This is a genomic window from Halodesulfovibrio oceani subsp. galateae (assembly GCF_055397225.1).
The window spans coordinates 916993-934552 of the sequence record NZ_AP042453.1; the positions used below are offsets into that span (position 1 = coordinate 916993).

At 46.2% G+C, this 17560-nt stretch carries 12 protein-coding genes and 2 pseudogenes; 2 read left to right on the forward strand and 12 right to left on the reverse strand.

The features are described 5' to 3' along the window. The first annotated feature begins 63 nt into the window (after positions 1-63). Entirely contained in the window at positions 64-1032 is a 969-nt protein-coding gene (locus ACZ5V1_RS04080) for a tyrosine recombinase XerC (RefSeq protein ID WP_464390740.1), read from the forward strand. A gap of 472 nt (positions 1033-1504) precedes the next feature. Here ACZ5V1_RS04080 and ACZ5V1_RS04085 read toward each other — a convergent pair whose 3' ends face one another. From ACZ5V1_RS04085 to ACZ5V1_RS04100, 4 genes are all read right to left on the reverse strand, one after another. Further along, positions 1505-4081, reverse strand: a complete 2577-nt coding sequence (locus tag ACZ5V1_RS04085; RefSeq protein ID WP_464390741.1) for a TIGR03960 family B12-binding radical SAM protein — start codon at positions 4079-4081, stop codon at positions 1505-1507. 155 nt (positions 4082-4236) lie between these two features. Beyond that, entirely contained in the window at positions 4237-4590 is a 354-nt protein-coding gene (locus ACZ5V1_RS04090; protein WP_160715750.1) for a hypothetical protein, read from the reverse strand. A gap of 71 nt (positions 4591-4661) precedes the next feature. Continuing rightward, on the reverse strand, positions 4662-5846 hold the full coding sequence (locus tag ACZ5V1_RS04095; protein WP_464390742.1) for an MFS transporter: 1185 nt from the start codon (positions 5844-5846) through the stop codon (positions 4662-4664). A gap of 189 nt (positions 5847-6035) precedes the next feature. After that, a complete protein-coding gene (locus ACZ5V1_RS04100; RefSeq protein ID WP_464390743.1) occupies positions 6036-7109 on the reverse strand; it encodes a phosphotransacetylase family protein in 1074 nt (357 codons plus the stop codon). A 514-nt stretch (positions 7110-7623) separates the two neighbouring features. Between ACZ5V1_RS04100 and rnc the strand changes: the two genes are divergently transcribed. Then, positions 7624-8304 carry a ribonuclease III gene (gene rnc / locus ACZ5V1_RS04105; protein ID WP_464390744.1) on the forward strand — a complete coding sequence of 227 codons (681 nt, stop codon included), beginning with the start codon at positions 7624-7626 and terminating at the stop codon, positions 8302-8304. Between the two features lie 70 nt (positions 8305-8374). On the opposite strand, the gene ACZ5V1_RS04110 is transcribed toward rnc, so the two are convergent. The 8 genes and pseudogenes from ACZ5V1_RS04110 to ACZ5V1_RS04145 form a co-directional block, all read right to left on the reverse strand. Continuing rightward, entirely contained in the window at positions 8375-9883 is a 1509-nt protein-coding gene (locus tag ACZ5V1_RS04110; protein ID WP_464390745.1) for a flagellin N-terminal helical domain-containing protein, read from the reverse strand. A 134-nt stretch (positions 9884-10017) separates the two neighbouring features. After that, positions 10018-10278 (reverse strand): annotated as a pseudogene (locus ACZ5V1_RS04115) (flagellin); the annotation flags it as partial. Between the two features lie 1253 nt (positions 10279-11531). Beyond that, positions 11532-11952 (reverse strand): annotated as a pseudogene (locus tag ACZ5V1_RS04120) (flagellin N-terminal helical domain-containing protein); the annotation flags it as partial. Positions 11953-12400: 448 nt separating this feature from the next. After that, positions 12401-14020, reverse strand: a complete 1620-nt coding sequence (locus ACZ5V1_RS04125; RefSeq protein ID WP_464390746.1) for a flagellar hook-length control protein FliK — start codon at positions 14018-14020, stop codon at positions 12401-12403. 255 nt (positions 14021-14275) lie between these two features. Further along, on the reverse strand, positions 14276-15016 hold the full coding sequence (locus ACZ5V1_RS04130; protein ID WP_464390747.1) for a flagellar motor protein MotB: 741 nt from the start codon (positions 15014-15016) through the stop codon (positions 14276-14278). Position 15017: 1 nt separating this feature from the next. Next, the gene (locus ACZ5V1_RS04135) at positions 15018-15770 is read right to left on the reverse strand and encodes a motility protein A (protein WP_464390748.1); all 753 of its coding nucleotides are present in this window, start codon (positions 15768-15770) and stop codon (positions 15018-15020) included. Between the two features lie 4 nt (positions 15771-15774). Then, positions 15775-16890, reverse strand: coding sequence for a FapA family protein (locus tag ACZ5V1_RS04140; protein ID WP_464390749.1), 1116 nt, complete (start codon positions 16888-16890; stop codon positions 15775-15777). Between the two features lie 14 nt (positions 16891-16904). Beyond that, complete coding sequence (locus tag ACZ5V1_RS04145) at positions 16905-17249, reverse strand: STAS domain-containing protein (RefSeq protein WP_464390750.1); 345 nt, start codon at positions 17247-17249, stop codon at positions 16905-16907. Positions 17250-17560 lie beyond the last annotated feature (311 nt).

Consider the following 17560-nt stretch of genomic DNA (forward strand, 5'->3'; position numbering starts at 1 on the left):
TTCTCACAGTTTTTTGTTTCTATAAAAAGACGTTGCTACATCTCAGATTAGATGGAGAAGATCATGTTTGCGGACGATACGTTTGATGGTGAATTACCCGACCTGCCTGATATGGCGGAAATGTACATAGGGCACTTGAGTATTGAAAAAGGATATTCAGGTGCGACTATCGAAGCATACGCACGGGATTTGTTCCAGTTTGAAACGTACCTGCACCGAACACAAAATACACTTGATACGCCAGAAAAAATTGGACGCGAGCACATTCGCGGTTTTTTAGCAGAGCTGCATCGTGTACAAATTGGCAAAACTTCTATGGGGCGCAAACTTTCTGCCCTGCGTGGTTTTTTCAAGTATATGGCAAAGCGTAAGCTTATTGAAAATATCCCAACCGAGGGCGTCCGCAACCCCAAGGCACCGCAAAAACATCCGGTAGCTCTCAACGTTGATCAAACGTTTGAAGTGCTGAATAAAAAGAAGCAAGTAGCAGCAGAATCCACCCGCAAACGCGCCTACGGCGAAGAGCAATTACTACGCGATCTCGCATTAGCTGAGCTTCTTTATGGTTCTGGATTACGTATTTCCGAAGCGCTGCGACTCGATCTTTACGATATCAACGTGAATTCAGGCATAGTGCGAGTGACAGGCAAAGGCGAAAAAGATCGCGTTGTGCCTCTTTCAGACACTGCAAAAGATGCCATGAACGCATGGATTTCTGTCCGGAGTAACCTCGACGGAACAGGGCAGGAGCCTGCGTTGTTTCTCGGTGCTCGTGGTGGCAGACTCAACCGTCGTCAGGCAGCACGGCTTATAGAAGATCTCTGCAAGCGTGTAGGTCTACCGCAAGCCGTTTCGCCGCACAGTTTACGACATTCTTTCGCAACACATCTACTCGAAGCAGGAGCCGACATGCGCAGTGTTCAAGAGCTACTCGGGCACGCACGCCTCACCACCACGCAGCGCTACACGCATCTCACCATAGCCAAGCTCGTTGAAGTTTACGACAAAGCACATCCTGGTGGGAAAGAGTAAACAATATTTGATGGGCGCCTCTGGTAGGTATGTGACATTTTTGTTCTGTCTCCGACGGCTCTCCGAGGGACAAGGGCTCTGCCCTGTACCCGCAAGGGGGACGCCCCCTTGACCGCGATTTTATTGCGAGTGGTTTGCGTCAAAGATGTTTTCACGCGGCTTAAAACCGCTGACTTGAATGATAAGAAGAGGGCTGCCCTTTATGTGAAGGGCAGCCTTTTTTTAGTCCATGAAAAGGTAATGGCGCATAAGCCGCGAGGTAGCCATAAGAAACGTGCTGACCTCGCAGGTAAAAGTTTTAGGAGAGTCCAGAGAAGCCCTTTTACAAAAGGGTTCTCTGGCCGCCGGAGGCTCGTCGAAGACCCGCCGGAGGCATAAAAAAGATAAAAAGCGCCGCAGGCACAATAAAAGAAAAGCCCGTCACAACGTGACGGGCTTTTCTTCTTCTATTAACTTATTTTCGACCAGCTGCTTAAGGCATGTGCTGATCGAGCTTGGTCATTTTGAAATCAAGGATGTCGAAACCTGGTGTGATGGCTTTAACGATGTTGACTGGCGACACGTAGTTGGTTGTCCAGTCGAGGGTGATGGTGATGTTGTCTTCGTTGAAGATAACTTTGGCGAACACAGGCCGTACATCCATGGTGCGGTCACCTTTTTTGGTAGGGCGCGTCCACATGATGGATTCTTCTTCGAGCATATCCTTGAATGCCTGAATGAAATCGTCTTTGCGTGCTTCGTCACCAACGTATTCAACACTAAATGTCTCTGCATATGGCTGGGCTTGTTTTTTGGACAAGGTGAGCTTTTCTACGGCAACTGGGTACATGCCGGTAGGTAATGCAGGGATGAGCTTTTTGAATACTTCTTCTGGTGTGAACGGCTCACGAATGAAAATGTTCACCCATTCTTTTTTGCTTGTTACGCCGATTGGCAGCGCACGGCCGAAAGAAATGAGCGGCAGCGGGTGGAAGCCCTGAGAGAAGGTGAGCGGAAGCTCTACGCGACGGAAGATACGCTCAAAGATGGATTGCAGTTCCAACTGTGAGAGAAAAATGGCTGCGCCTTCTTTGCTGTACCAGATGCGCAGGTGCGCAGCTTTAACAGTGAGGTGCTCTGCAAGCTTTGGCGGCTTGTTGGAGGCAGCGGACTTTATGACGATCCGGCCTTTCTCGTCCAGCTCAAGCTCGTGTGCTTCCTGATCTCGTGCTTCGTTGTTGAGAATGTTCTGGTATTTTGTGTCTTCGGTAAGACGTTCCAGCTCAGACTCAAGTGCGCCTTTGTCACATGCACCGCATGCACGGCATGCACCGTATCGACAGTCGTCAGTAATTTTTTCTTCTTTCGCGCGTTTGAGTTCACGAAGGAGGAATTCTTTATTCACACCGTTGTTCAGGTGATCCCACGGGAGGGCTGCTTCGGTGTCGCGACCGCCTGTGTATTCTTCAATGGTGAGCCCGTGTTCTTCGAGTGCTTCGAGGTACGGATCAACGGAGAAATGCTCCATCCAGCTGCTGAATACAGCACCTTTGACGTAGGCAGTTTCTACAACGTTTGCGAGACGACGATCGCCACGGGAGAAGATGCCTTCGAGAAGGCTGGATTCTGGCTCATGCCAGCGCATACGCATATTTTTTTCTTTCTTGAACTGGTCACGAAGGTAGAAAATACGGTTGCGGATTTCTTCGTAAGAAATTTGCGGTTCCCACTGGAACGGAGTGTTCGGCTTTGGAACAAATGGAGAGATACCTGCGGTTACCTGCATTTTTCTGCCAGCTGCGCTGCGTACTTTGCGGCAAAGCTCGACAATTTCATCGAGATCTTCGTAGGTTTCAGTAGGCAAGCCGATCATAAAGTACAGTTTGACCTGCTGCCAGCCGTGCTGCCAGAGCTTGCGGACGTGGGTGATGATGGCTTCTTCTGTAATGCCTTTGTTAATTACATCGCGAAGACGTTGGCTGCCTGCTTCTGGAGCAAGGGTTGCACCCGTGCGGCGGATGGAAGCCATTTTTTCCATGATGTCATCATCAATGGAGCCAACGCGTAATGAAGGCAATGATACGGAAACTTGTTCCTGTGTACAGCGATCTACGGTGTTCATAAACAGCTCTTTAAGAGCGGAGAAGTCACCGGTGGATAGAGAGAGGAAAGAAAGATCGTCGTAGCCTGTTGTTGTGAGGCTTTCCTGTACGATTTTTTCCACGTTCGGTACGGAACGTTCACGTGCAGGGCGGTAGGTCATACCAGCCTGACAGAAACGACAGCCGCGGGTACAACCGCGTGCGATTTCCAACGCAAGGCGGCTATGTACTGCGCCGAACGGAATCGGTTGGCTGGTAGGGAAAATTGCATCGTCCATTTCCGGTACAACTCGGCGAGTTGGGCGTGCGGTAATGTCTTCGGTCGGCACGAGCATAGCACCTGCTTCTTTCTCTTCAAAGAAGGACGGTACGTATACACCCGGGATTTTCGCCGCACGAAGGAGAAATTCGTGTCGTGATGTGTTTTCTTTTTTGCACTGCTCGAGGGTTTCGAGCAGATCTACCATCATGAACTCGCCTTCACCAAGAGTCATGAGGTCCATGAATGGTGCAAGTGGTTCGGCAGATAACGTGCAGCCGCCGCCAGCCATGATGATCGGTATGTCGAGAGTGTCGCCACGATCTGCTGTACGGTACGGAATATTGCTCAAGTCGAGCATGTACAGGATGTTTGTGTAGCAAAGCTCGTGAGTAACATGGAAGCCAACCATATCGAGATCGCCAAGAGGTGTATCGGATTCCAGCGTTGCAAGCGGTGTATTGTGGTCACGCAGAACCTGTGCGGTATCTACACACGGGGTGAAAACGCGTTCTGCCCACCAGTTTTCACGCTCGTTGAGAATTCCGTAAAGAATCTTTTGACCAAGGTATGACATACCCACTTCGTACATGTCTGGAAATGCAAGTGCGGTGTGGATGGAAATGTCTTTACCTTGTTTATGAACGGTTCCTTCTTCAATGCCGAGGTAACGGCTTGGTTTTGGAACCAATTGCAGCAATTCACGCATGGAATGTCCTTATTTTATACCTTTGGCAGGGTAACGGCGCTTGTATCTGCGACACATTTTCACGTTCGTGATGTGTCGTAAAAAGTTATGTCGTGCAAAACAGGTAAGAGGCGACAAAAATGCCGCCTCTTAGAAACTGTTGTAAAATAGCGTAATTATTTTTTCAGAAGCTGGGAGATATCGGTAACGTTACCGCCTGCGCCACCCTGAAGGTCGAGGTTGCCAAGACCACCGGTGGAAACGGTAAGGTTAGAAGTAGCTTCGAGATATTTTGTTTTAAGATCTTCCGGACACTCTTTGTATTCGTAGATCACGTGTGCGGTAGAAATTTTAGCGTCGAAATCTTGCTCAAACGGATACCCGAAAGGCAGGAGCATCATCTGTACGCCTTGCTGAGTTGGTACAGTCTGTAAAACAGCAACTTCGGTAAGCATGTTATCTTCAACGTTTGCTTTGCCAATGAGCATGTCGCCGCTCACCAATTTAACTAATTTAATTTCATAAGCCATGTTCTGCTCCTTAAAGTAAGTTCCGGCTTTAGGTAGGTATTCGTTCTGCAACTGTCAAGTTATTCAGTGTGCTAATCTTTTGAAGGCGTAATGAATAGCGCGAGCATGCTTGCGAAGGTAAGGGCGCTTAGTATTCCAAAACCAGCCTCAAAGGAGAACACGTCACCACAGTATCCCAAAAAGTTCGGCATGATACCTGAGCCGATGAATCCAATAAAGGGCATGGTAAATGCGAGAACAAGTGACTGTTCTTCCGGTGGAAAAAAATCCGAAAAAACCTTGAAGATTACAGGGAATAGAATAGCTGGAAATAGTGGTTGTGCAATTATTGCCGCTGTGAGGAGCGCACCCTGCATTGTTGCCATGAGCGCAAGGGATACTCCGCTTAAGAACAGCCCCGAGAAAAGTAGAGGTTTAACCCCTGTTTTGCTGGACATAAAACCGGCAGAAAGAGCCATGGCTGGTGTTGCGAGTCTTGATATGGCAAGCAGGTTGTTTGCTTCTGGGCTTGTCATATTCTGTTGATCAACCAGGAACAGTGGCAGCACATAATACGGAGCAATTTCTAGCGTAAGACCGATGCCGGCAAGCACAAAGAAGATCCATGTGTTACGTCTGGTGATGATCCGCTTGAGGGTCGCAAAGCGTGGCGGTGCTCCATTGCCTGTGCCTCCTTTGCTGAACAGCCCAAAGAAAATGGCAAGTAGCATTGCCGCTATGCCCACATACCGCATAGCGCCGCGCCAGTCTGTGAACAGAAGCATGATTTCTACAATGAACGGCGCGGTAATGAATGCGAGGTTGGGTGCTAGTTCATGAATGGAGAACGCTTTGCTCAGGTCATCTTTTTTGACAAGGGAGGCAAGTGTTGCCATGCCGGATGGAAAGTACAGACCAGCAGAAAGCCCGAAAAACAATAAGCCTAATTGCAGTTGCAGGTAGGTTGTCGTGAGGGATAAGAGGGCAAAGCTTGCACCGGAAAAAAATATAGATGCTGTAATGATATGCTTGTGTGTGAAGTGGGTAGCAAGAAAGCTGTTCGCAAAAAGGCTAACGCTCAACCCAAGCGAGCGCACAACAAGTAAGCTGGTTGTCAGTGTGTAAGAGAAGTGAAATTCTTTTTGAATGGAAACAAGTAGGGGCGATAGGAGTGCCCGTTCAACACAATTAAAATAGAAAATGAGCGCAACAAGGCAAAGATAGGGAAATGCAGTGCGAAAAGGTAGCGCGTTGTGTTGTGGGGTAGCTGTAGACATGCATAGCTCTTGTTCGGAATGTAGAGGTATTATTGATGGCGGAATATTCTGGAGAAGTTACAGTGTATTATGACGTTGTGAAAGAGCTGCGTGCGGGTACTTGCTGCTGGTAGAATTTTTTTGAAAGGCGGCTGTGAAAATCTAGCTTTAGCGAGACTTACCCAGCCGCCGGAGTAACAATCTGAAAAATTATTTGTTAACTAATCCCATACGTTCTTTGATGTATTCGAAATCGATTGAGGAACTCACAAGCTGAGCACCCTGGCGGATTTTAATAACATCACGCAATTTGTGTCTGGAAAGAATTGTTTCCATCTTTTTTGCCACGGTATAGGTATCGTCGCGAACAACAACAATAGGGATATTCAGCACCTCTGAGCGGGTGAGAATAATGTCGTTAGGGTAAAGGTTACCGGTAAGCACGAGGCACGGGCAGTTGCCTTCAAGGGCAACAAGCTGCACGTCGGAACGGTCACCACCCACAATAACGGCGGAGTTTTTATTCTTTCTAAAGTGCGTCATGAAGTTTTCAACCTGCATGGTGCCGATGAGGAAGTTTTCAACAACTTTCCCAGACTTGGACGGGCAGGAGATAACCTTACCACCGAGGCGTTCTGCAAGGTCACTTACTTTGATCGCACCCATAAGCGGATCTTTTGGAATCACGCCGAGTACTTTAATGTCATTACGTTCGAGGAACGGCTTAATGAGTCCATCCACTTCATTCATAAAGCTGGAAGGAATGTCATTTAAGATAACGCCTGCGAGGCTGTCCCCGAGAACATCTTTAAGCACGACTAGGTAGTCGTAGTTCAATTCTTTATCGAGTCGATCGATAACGATAATTTGCAGGCCGAGCGCTTTAGCAACGCGCATGCCATCAATGTTGCAATAACGGCCAGAGTACATAGAGCCGGAGCCTGCAACAACCATGGCATCTTTGCCTTCTGAAAGCTGTTCATACCCGTGCTTAATTGATGGCATAAGGTCATCAAACTGCCCGCTGAAAGCACGAACTTTAAAGTCCTGTGTTACTACGACCGGACTGACAAACTGCGGTGGTGCGTCTTGTCCAAGAATATCCTGAACAAAAAATGCATCCTGATCACCGAGCACTCCGTCACGTTCTTCCGGCACAGCGCCCACTGGTTTCATGTAACCTACATCAAACCCTTCTTTTTGAAGACGCAGACCAATGCCCATAACAACCATGTTTTTACCGGAATATCCGGATGTAGAGCCAATATAAATTCCTGCAGCCATTGCGTCCTCCTGTCAAAAAACTATATAATCGTACTGTGTTACGTATGCACAGTTGAGCAGAAAATACTAACACAGATGTCGGAACAATATCATAAAAAGTAGTCAGCCGTGAATAGACGACGGACTAAAAAAGTATAATAAAACAGATAAAGCAGTTTGAGCTAAAATGCGAGTTACACTTTGCCGTATTATAACAGAGAAAATCAAGGAAGATATTCACTGTTTTTTGGTTCAGGGTGCCCAACGAGCCATCTGTTCGCATATCTAATTGAGTGTATGTTATGAATGTGTAGTGTATGTTGCACAAATGCAATGTTTATTACATAGTTTTGGACATAATTGATAGAAAAATAGCATCTGTATTTACATGCGGACAAAAAAAAGATAACCGCCAATGCAAACTTATACGATCACAGTATGCTGTTGATAAGAATTGTGTAGAAAAGGCAGCTATTTTCTTTTTTACCCAGGCATTTATTAGCAGAAAAGCACCGTTGTGTGCGAGAAGGATAGTATGCTCGAAAGATTGCAAGAATACATTCGTTATACATTTACCGACATTTCATTGCTTGAAACAGCTCTTACACACAGTTCATTTGCGAATGAACATGGCGGAGCGATAGAACATAACGAACGATTAGAATTTTTAGGTGACGCAGTTCTTGAAATTTGCGTTTCCGAACGCTTATTTGCCAAGTTTCCTAAGGCTAGAGAAGGCATATTAACCCGTATGCGCGCGAAGCTGGTAAGTAAACCGTCTCTCGCGAATCTGGCTATTGAAATGCAGCTTGAAATTTATTTGAAGCTTGGCAAAGGTGAAGAAGCACAGGGTGGGCGTGACAGACATTCTTTATTGAGTGATGCGTTCGAGGCTGTGCTTGGTGCAGTATTCCTTGATGGCGGATATGACAGCGCGCTGGCATATATAGATAACGTGTTTGAAGGCAAGTGGCCTAACGAACCGGAAAACACGAAAGCTAAAGATTACAAAAGCCGCTTACAGGAACTGACACAGAAAAAATTTAAAGACCGTCCGTCCTATACGCTTAAAAGCAGTAAAGGCCCTGAACACGCAAAGGTGTTTGAGGTTGAGCTTGGTTTACCAGATGGAACTTTTGTTATCGCAGAAGGTCCAAGCGTAAAACGTGCAGAACAGTATGCAGCCAGCATAGCACTCGACAGGCTTGATGTATAACTGACGATATATGAGCCAATAAAAAAAGCCGGAGAAATTCTCCGGCTTTTTTTTGTTCTTTGTAAACAGACTAGGACTGACTAAGCAATTGGCGTGCTGTTTCCGGCAGAGAGTTTGCCTGTACCAGAATAGACATTGCAGCATTTGCCATAAGCTGCTTGCGGTTGAATTCAACCATTTCGTCTGCAACATCAACATCGGAAATACGAGATTCTGAAGCCTGTGCATTTTCACGCTGGATAGCAATGTTATCGATGGTTGCGCCCAGTCGATTCTGCGTTGCACCGATGCGTGCACGGATAGCATCTTTTTTGATGATAGCTGCTGAAAGGTTGTCCAGTGCTTTGCGTGCGCTTTCCTGTGTTAATACGGAGTCGCCAGAAGCGTCGCCGATGCCCAATGATTTTGCACTGACTTTATCAATCTTAATACCGTAATGATCGGTTGATTCGTTACGTGCACCAAAGGTAAAGGTGATCGTAGCAGCAGAATCCGTTTTGATATTGTTCTGCACTGTTGTGAGATCTGCCTTTGCCTGTGCACCGTTTTCATCAATTTGTGCTTCAGTCAGTGGAGGTGTCCCGTGTACAGGGACCGTTTTATAGCTGACGGTGTGAGTTGCAGCATCATAAACGAATGCTATTTTCCCATCATCCCCAGCAAGTGCAGGATCAGTGCTGCTTGGGTCAACAAAGGTTTCAATGATTTCACCCTTAGGGTAATCTGCTGTAACACGGAGTTGTTCACCGGCGTTTGTTGTTACGGTACCGGCGGTAGGCAAATCTTTCCAGGTTTTGCCGCCGTCTGAAGAAATTTCGTAGCGAACGCTTGTGGCATCGCTTGGTTCATACTGCTTGCTCAGGCTATACACTTCAGAGCTTACAAGTTCCTGATCGCCTGCAACAGCTTGTGGCTCAGGTGTAATAGAAGTGGTGCCATCAGCATTATAGGTATAGGTGGCGTCTGTTGGAACCGCGCCGCCTACTCCCTTGTGTGAGAATGTAGCAGTAGTGGTAACGGCAAAACCGTCTTCGTTTCTGTTCGTAAACGTAGCAGTGTCACCAGCGCCGATAGTGGATATAGCTTTGTTTGCCGCATCTACAGCGGCAGTGCCCGTGGCAGTGGGGGCTGCATGCTCTACTGTGAAATTGTGCTGGTAGCCATTCAGTAAGTGCTTAGTGTTAAAAACACTACTTTCAGCAATACGTGTAAGCTCTAAAGCAGTTTTTTGGTATTCCTGATTGATCAGCACGCGTTGTGCATCAGAAAAGGTACCGGTAGCTGCTTGTGAAGCCAGTTCTTTCATGCGGATGAGCTGGGCGTCAATAACACCAAGAGCACCATCTGCTGTCTGGATCATAGATACGCCGTCGTTTGCGTTACGTAATCCCTGACCGAGTGTTTTTATGTCTGCGCGCATAATCTCGCGAATAGCAAGACCTGCTGCATCATCTGCTGCTGTTCCAACACGAAGACCGGAAGAAAGGCGCTCGGTAGATTTACCTATGCCTCCGTAGCTCTGGTTAAGGCTGTATTGGGAATTTATTGCCAGCATATTATGGTTAATGGCCAAAGACATATTGTATAACCTCCATGTTCTACAAAGCTATCTAACAGCAGTGACGATGCGTTTAAAAAACGACTGCAAAATCGTTGGAAAAAAAGCCGGGGAATAATCCCCGGCTTTTATATGTATTAAGGGGACGTACGCTACTAGCGTGCGTCGAGGAGTTTCTGAGCCATTTTCGGCAGGGAGTTAGCCTGTGCGAGCATGGATACTGCAGCGTTTGTCATGATCTGAGTTTTGTTGAATTCAGTCATTTCGGTTGCTACGTCCACATCAGAGATACGGGACTCAGAAGCTTGCAGGTTTTCTTTCTGAATAGATACGTTTTCGATGGTTGCAGAAAGGCGGTTCTGAGTAGAACCAATTTCTGCACGAATTTCGTCTTTTCTACGGATAGCGATAGTCAGGTTGTCCAAAGCTTTCTTTGCACTGTCCTGAGTTTCGATATTGTCGCCTGCTTCTTCACCAACACCAAGGGACTTAGCAGTCGCCATGTTGATGTAGGTATCGTAGCTGTCGGTTTCCTGGCTACCGGAACCAAAGTGTACGTTTACAACAACCAAATCTTCAGATTTAACGTTCAACTGGGTAGAAGAGTCCTGTGCACCTGCACCAGTTGTCATTCCCAGATCCATACCGTACTGAGTTTTGGTTATGGTAAATTTACCACCTGTGTTGTTAGAGAACGTATCGCGAACCATCTGGTTGTCGCTGTATTCTGCAGTGATGCGGAATTCCTTAACACTGCTTGGGATGTCAAGCGTACTACCAGCAGTAGCATTAAGAGAGAGTTTATCCCAAGTGTTAGTGGTCTCGTTATATGCTTCAATGGTGTATTCTTGAACAGGTGTTTTTACAGAGCCATAACTGCTTGTAGCAGAAGATTCTACGGATTTGGCTTCGTTAATTTCACCAGTTTTTCCGTCATGAGTGAAGCTTGCCTTGTTAGGGATAATGTTTGCAGAGTTATCCTCAAAGAAAGAGACAGCATCGTTTGTTACAGACACGCCGGTCTTAGTCGTTTGGGTAAATGTTTTAGACGCAGCAACCTCAGATTTTACCTGAATCGCTGAGGTAGAGAATGTACCGGTAGCGATAGTGTAGTCTGTACCCAGAGTGTTCTGTGTTAAGGTGTATGTTCCGGCAGTGTTGTTTGAAAACGTATCTCGGATTACAGAGCCATCAGTATTTTCAGATGAGATACGAATATCTTTATTTGCGGCAACATAGGAGCCATCATCAACTTTTGCTGTGATATCAACCCAGTTAGTACCATCAAATTGTTCAATTGTAACTTTAGTGCCTGCGTATTGACCTGTAGTAATCGTCGAGCCAGCACCGGCAAGCGTGGCAGCTGCGCCAGTCATCTCACCAGTTTTTGTATCAATGGATCCTGCAGCAATAGGAATAGCATTTTCAATTACTGCTTTGCCGGACCTTGACGTGTACGTAAGTGTGTCAGCAACGGTTGCGTTGATGGTGCGTACACCAGTTGCGTCCGCGGTTCCAAGAACTGTTGTAGCTAAAGCACCAGCTGCAGTTTCTGATGCAGGGCCGTTGCTAGACCAAGTTTCGGTGTTGCCATCTTCGTTAACTTTGACAGCGTCTTTTGCACCAGTGCTTGAAGCAACACTGTTTTCAACTAAAATTTCCTGACCGGAACCAGCGAGTAATTTTCTGCTGTTGAAATCTGTATCTTGTGCGATACGTGTGATTTCTTTAGCCATGAGCTGGTATTCTTGGTTGATCATTTTACGCTGAACATCGGTGTAGGTACCGGTAGCTGCCTGTTCGGCAAGCTCTTTCATGCGGATGAGTTTGGCATCGATAACGCCAAGGCCACCATCAGCAGTCTGGATCATTGAGATACCGTCGTTTGCGTTACGCAGACCCTGACCAAGGGTTTTAATATCTGCACGCATAAGCTCGCGCATTGCGAGGCCAGCAGCATCGTCAGCTGCGGTGCCAACGCGAAGTCCTGAAGAGAGTCTGCGGGTAGATGTTGCGAGTTTACCGTAAGAATCGTTCAGGTTGCGGGTTGCGTTCATTGCCATCAAATTGTGATTAATAACTAAAGACATATTGTATAACCTCCATGTTGTACTGCTATGTATAAAGCAATGGAGGTGCCAACTTTAAAAATATCAATCTAAACAGTGTGTTAATGTTTTATGAAGAAAAATTAAGTCGTTCTTAATAAAGAATTTAGGTCATTTTTTCCTTATAATTCGAACAGTGAGCCTAAAGCTTATAATAAGCTGGCAGAATTTGCAGGGTGCCAGGAATAGAAAGAGCAGCGGGATGGTGATGGTAATAAAGTACCTGTTGGTGATGATCTATGCTCTGTCATAATCGCTCGATAATGGATAAAGCGCCGACTGGGTTTACAGATAAAGAGAGTGTGCAGGCTTGTATTGAGAGGATTGGTTGTATATTGCGTACGGTTAATATCACCCTATCGTATTTAAACAAAAAAAACGGCAGACTTTGTAGTCTGCCGTTTTTTTGTTTTGTCGTATTGCTAGGCAACTAGGCAACTAGGTACAGCCCACTTTGTGAGTTGGCTGATTGTTGCTCAAGAGTGTTGCCGTTAATCAGATCTTCTTTTGTATCTTTGAGCTGACGGAACTGCTGCTTAGCCATAAAGCGCTGCTGTGCTTCCTGCTGCGCGTTGTGCTGTTCTGCGTCATTCCACCCCTGATCATTAAGGTGGTTATGAGCGCCACTCTGTACATCCAACTTTTCAACCTTCAAACCATGTGCTTCCAGAGAAGCACGAAGGGTGTGCATGTTTTCCTGTACTGTTTTGGCAGCTTCAGGGTTTTCTGTACGGATGCTGGCGGCAACTTCGCCATTTTTAGTTGATACCAACACTGTTAATGGTCCGAGGTCGGCAGCATCAATTTTCAAAGAGAGCTGACTGACGCCACTACGAAGGGATCTGAATACCCCGTTCTGAATCTGCTCCAGAATCGTAGCATTTGTCTGCTTCATAGAAACGTTTTGGTTAAGAAGGTCAGTCATTGTTGCTGTAGTGGATTGTCCTAAGGAGGCAGGATCTGCCACTACAATATTATTAAAGAAATTCATCCATGTGTTGCCAGTGCCATTCTGGTTGCTATTCGGTGAGGAGTCTGCATCGGAACCAGCTGATCCTGCACCAGCAGCACCTGCAACTGCAGCAGCGGTGGCGGTAGCCTGTCCGGTCTGCGTGTCAGCAGTATTGGCTGTAGGCTGTGCCTGCGTTGTGCTTTCTTTGCTGTTGACACTTTGCATGAAGCCGAGGCTTTTTTCAGTCGCCTGATCAGCTCGTAAAATTTGTGCGGCACTTTCTTCTTTTGTGGCATGGATACCTGAAGAAGCCTTATCGCCATTTTCAATGGCTTTTGCGATCAGAGGATTCAGCTGTTGCTTAATTTCTTCCAGTAGTTTTTCGCCTGTGGCGCTCTGCGCATCTATAGAAGAGTCAAGTAGAGCAGCAAGCTGTTTTAAATCAGTGCTGTTCATTGTGCTGTTAGGGCCGGTAACCATGCCTTTCAGCTTGGCAAGGGTGTTGCTGTCGAGCTGAAGCCCTTTACCAAGAGCGAGTAACTCATCCTCGGTAATGGAAAGCTCAGTAGTGCCGTCAGCGTTCTTCAATATATCAGAGATACTGTTCCAAGCTTTATCAGTTTTACCTGCCTGAAGATCTTTGAGGATGTCGTGTGTCTGAGTTGGGTCAACTCCGGCTTGCTGCAAGAAAGATGAAATACGATTCTGCGCATCAGGAGAGAGCGTGTCGACCTCGGGCTTGAATTCAAACTTTGCAGTCTGCTCAAGAATACCGAAAAGACTATCCCACGTAAGGGACTGATCTTCGGCTTGTTCTTGTAAACGTTTGAGCGTTTCCTTTTGAACTCCAGCTTTTTCAAGCTTCTTTTCAATGGCGCTAAAATCGTCTGCACTGATAGGAAGTTTTTTGATCGAGGCGACTTCGTCGTTGACCGACTGTCTTACTTTCTCTTTAGCCTGATTATAGTTGTCACGATACTTAGCACTGTTCTTCTGAACGGTGTCAAAGATAGCGTCGAAATCAGTTCCTGCGGAATTGTTCGTCGTAATTCTACTAACCTGTTTGGTTAGATATGCAGTAGGCGAAATTTGCATCATGGGACTCCTTGCTGTGTTAAAAAGCAAGAAGCGTTCCATAAAAATAGATAATGATGTCAGTGTATTGATGTTCTGTATCGTGGGAAAAAATTGCCGATAGGTAACTTTAGACTTACGTATCACGGCTTATTGATGGCAAAATGTACTTACTGTAATCTGAAGAATCGTGCAGGAAAAAAGGCGACTTCGAAGGAAGCCGCCTTTACGTTTGTAAATCTGCATCAAGTTGACTTGAAGTAAGTCAGTAGAGTTGGTTTACCAGCTTTTGTCTTGAGGACGGTGAATGTAGAACTCCATCCTGTTGTTAAGCTTTTTGTTCTCTTTTGTGGTGTTTGGCAATAATGGACGTGAATCTGCATAGCCAACAGCCTTCATGCGCGATGCTGGAAGCTCGGAACGCGCCATAACCGCACGTAATAATGCCGCGGCACGGGCTGAGGAAAGCTCCCAGTTCGTCGGGTATGCTTCTGTCTCGTCCACTGTATTGGATGTATGCCCGCGCACCACCATATTAACGGTGTGCTGTTTCAAAATGTTGATTGCGCCGTCCAGTAGCTTTTCACTTCCCGGTTTCAGACTAGCAGAAGCGGGTTCAAAAAAGTTTGTTACTGGAATACGGAGAATAAGCCCTTTATTATCCGCTGTTACTGTTGCCACTTTGTGTAGCGATGGGTCTTCGAGCATATAGCTTTTAATTTCAAGCAACATACCCAAGATCATCTGATCTTCTTTCTTAAGCTTAACGTCTGAGCGTTCAAATTTTTCTGGCGAAAATGCTGCAAAGTTTGCCTTTTGTCGTTTTACCTGAATACCGAATGCATTCTTAACAGAGCCAGCAAGTGTTTTAAATTTATTGGCATCTTGCTGTGCAAACGAGAGCAGAAGAACGAAGAAGCAAAGGAGCAGCGTCACAAGATCTGCAAAAGTCGCCATCCAAAGTGGTAGCCCTTCTTCAGCTGGTGGTTCCCCCCCACCGCGTTTTCGAGAATCAGCCATACTATCGTTCCTGACGTTTTGACGGCGGAAGGAAGGAGTTTAGTTTCTCTCTTACGATATTCGGGTGTTCACCATTTAAAATGGAAAGCACGCCTTCAGTCATCAGTTCCATGTTCATGGCTTCTTCATTGGAGCGTTCTTCCAGCTTTTTTGCTAGCGGGAGGAATATGCAGTTAGCCAGAATTGCGCCATAAAAAGTTGTAAGCAGCGCAACCGCCATAGCAGGTCCAATAGAAGACGGGTCATCAAGCGCCTGAAGCATTCGTACCAGACCGATAAGTGTACCGATCATGCCGAATGCCGGAGCCATGTTGCCCATGCCTTTGAATACTTCCTGACCGGTGCGGTGACGTTTCTTCATGATATCAACGTCGATCTCCATAACGGAGCGGATGAGCGACTCTTCTGTACCATCCGCAACAAGGAGAACACCGCGTTTTAAAAATTCATTGTCGATACTGACTTTTTCAAGCGAAACAAGACTTTCTTTACGTGCCCGTTCTGCAAGGTCGATAACGATGTCGATAGAATCCATAGGGTCTGGAGGCTTAGAGAAAAAAGCCTTCATGCCTACTTTCATTGAACCCAGCACAGTGCCGAGAGGGAACATGATGAAAGCTACAGCAATGGTACCACCAAATACAACGAGCATTGAGGGTACGTCGATAAAACCTGCAGGACTGCCACCGACGGCGATAGCACCGATGATAAGTGCTAATGAGCCGAATAGGCCGATAATTGTTGCTATGTCCATGTAATTACTTCTTAATAATTGCTGGTGATGTAAAGCGTAGTTCACCGTCTCGTAAACTGATAGCTACATTTTCCAGATAATCGTTAATTTTTGTGTAGTGCCCGCCGATACTGATATCCACTCCTGGGCGGATTGTACCCGGCACGATGACACGGCAAAGTTCTGAGTTTGCGTTTTTTTTCATTAATTTCATAATGCGCCGCTGTTCCCTGCGTAGTGAACCCATTCGTTTCTCTTCAAATTCGAGTTTTTCACGGGTTTCAGTACGGTGAAGTTCGCTTTTAGCGCTGGTCTTCAATAGCTGCTTAATGGTTTCATCAACCGTCTCTATCTTGTCCTCAATGCACTCTAGCTTTCTCATTAGAGCCGGAGGATAGCCCATGATGATGGACGTGGGTGTGTTGATGCCGCCACCAAGCTGTTCGCCAACATATACCATGTTGTTGGCGTAAATCTTACCGCCTTGCAGCCTGTCTTTGACGATAAGTGATCCGTTTAGTGACATTTTTGAGTGAAGAGATGACCCTTCAATATAAATGTCGTTACCTGCCTGCAGGTCGCAATTTTCACAGAAACCAGCTCGAATATTGCTGCCTGCATCGATGACACAGGATTTAGCGCCCTTAATCCCTCTTTCTGCAGTGAACGCATCTAACGTACGAATTGTTGCACCTTCCACAATATCTTTTGCCAGAATATTACGTGCCTGCAACTCAAAGCCCGTGCGCACTGTTCCGTGAACGCAAAGATCGTTTACGTAGATAACGTTCCCTGTGCTGAAGTTTACATCACCATGAATATTCAACAGTTTTTTAACTGAAATGAGGTCTTCATGGTAAAAAACATATCCGTTTTGTGCGGCAAGAAGTTGCTGGCTGTTTTCTGGGTTCACTACCGTATTAGGCCCTGCAGGCAGTACGGGTGAATCAAAAATAAATTGTGGATCAAGAAATTCAGTGTTTTCCGGTGTTGGTACGAACTCGGCAATAACCTGACCGGAAATAACGTTCTGTACGTATCCAAGGCAGTGATGATCGACACGACCGCGAGATACGGCAGCTGGTGAGAGCTTTGTGTGATTAAAAAAGGGATCGAAGTGGTGGCGTAAATAGTATGTCATACGAGAACATCCCACTAGAGAGGAAGACTGGAAAGCATGTCGTCCTCATTCCGAAAAAGATTAAAAAAACGTAACAGTTGTTTTTTTTGCAGTAGTTCAAGGAAATGCCGCGGAGGGGAAAGCAGGTACAATGTTTTCCCGTGGCCGCGCACGCGCGAGTTTAAGTGTACAAGCAGATGTAGACCGGACTCGTCAATGGCACCCATATCAGCTAAATCCACTACAACGTGTTGATAGTCTTGTACTGCTACAAGGGTTTCAAAGTGCTCTTTAAGAGGCTGACATAATTCGTGTGTCAGGTCGTTCTTGTATAGCAGCACTAAGGCAGAGCCTAATCTGAACGTGTTAGCTGGATTCATATAGTTCTCGATTCTTGATGCCAGTGTAGAAGCGGTACAGGAGCTGTGGCACGAAACAGCCGCAGTACCTGTAGTATTCCCAATGTGAACCATATCGGTTTGTTTCGCCTTTACCTTATAGATACGTGTGTTTTCTAATATAAAAAGTAAGTAACTGCAATTTAAGGATTGACTCAAAAAAGCAAATAATATTCAAAAAACAGTGGGTTGCTGCTGTGTGTTGAGGTGGTTGCCCGTACAATCGATGGCGTCTACCTATCATTGGGTAAGCAACACTTAAGTGTGAGGCATAAAAAAAGCTGAGTAGATAC

Excerpts from the sequence above, each read along its gene's own strand:
- ACZ5V1_RS04080 (WP_464390740.1), top strand. The coding sequence starts at position 64 with ATGTTTGCGGACGATACGTTTGATGGTGAATTACCCGACCTGCCTGAT.
- ACZ5V1_RS04085 (WP_464390741.1), bottom strand. The coding sequence starts at position 4,081 with ATGCGTGAATTGCTGCAATTGGTTCCAAAACCAAGCCGTTACCTCGGC.
- ACZ5V1_RS04090 (WP_160715750.1), bottom strand. The coding sequence starts at position 4,590 with ATGGCTTATGAAATTAAATTAGTTAAATTGGTGAGCGGCGACATGCTC.
- ACZ5V1_RS04095 (WP_464390742.1), bottom strand. The coding sequence starts at position 5,846 with ATGTCTACAGCTACCCCACAACACAACGCGCTACCTTTTCGCACTGCA.
- ACZ5V1_RS04100 (WP_464390743.1), bottom strand. The coding sequence starts at position 7,109 with ATGGCTGCAGGAATTTATATTGGCTCTACATCCGGATATTCCGGTAAA.
- rnc (WP_464390744.1), top strand. The coding sequence starts at position 7,624 with ATGCTCGAAAGATTGCAAGAATACATTCGTTATACATTTACCGACATT.
- ACZ5V1_RS04110 (WP_464390745.1), bottom strand. The coding sequence starts at position 9,883 with ATGTCTTTGGCCATTAACCATAATATGCTGGCAATAAATTCCCAATAC.
- ACZ5V1_RS04125 (WP_464390746.1), bottom strand. The coding sequence starts at position 14,020 with ATGATGCAAATTTCGCCTACTGCATATCTAACCAAACAGGTTAGTAGA.
- ACZ5V1_RS04130 (WP_464390747.1), bottom strand. The coding sequence starts at position 15,016 with ATGGCTGATTCTCGAAAACGCGGTGGGGGGGAACCACCAGCTGAAGAA.
- ACZ5V1_RS04135 (WP_464390748.1), bottom strand. The coding sequence starts at position 15,770 with ATGGACATAGCAACAATTATCGGCCTATTCGGCTCATTAGCACTTATC.
- ACZ5V1_RS04140 (WP_464390749.1), bottom strand. The coding sequence starts at position 16,890 with ATGACATACTATTTACGCCACCACTTCGATCCCTTTTTTAATCACACA.
- ACZ5V1_RS04145 (WP_464390750.1), bottom strand. The coding sequence starts at position 17,249 with ATGAATCCAGCTAACACGTTCAGATTAGGCTCTGCCTTAGTGCTGCTA.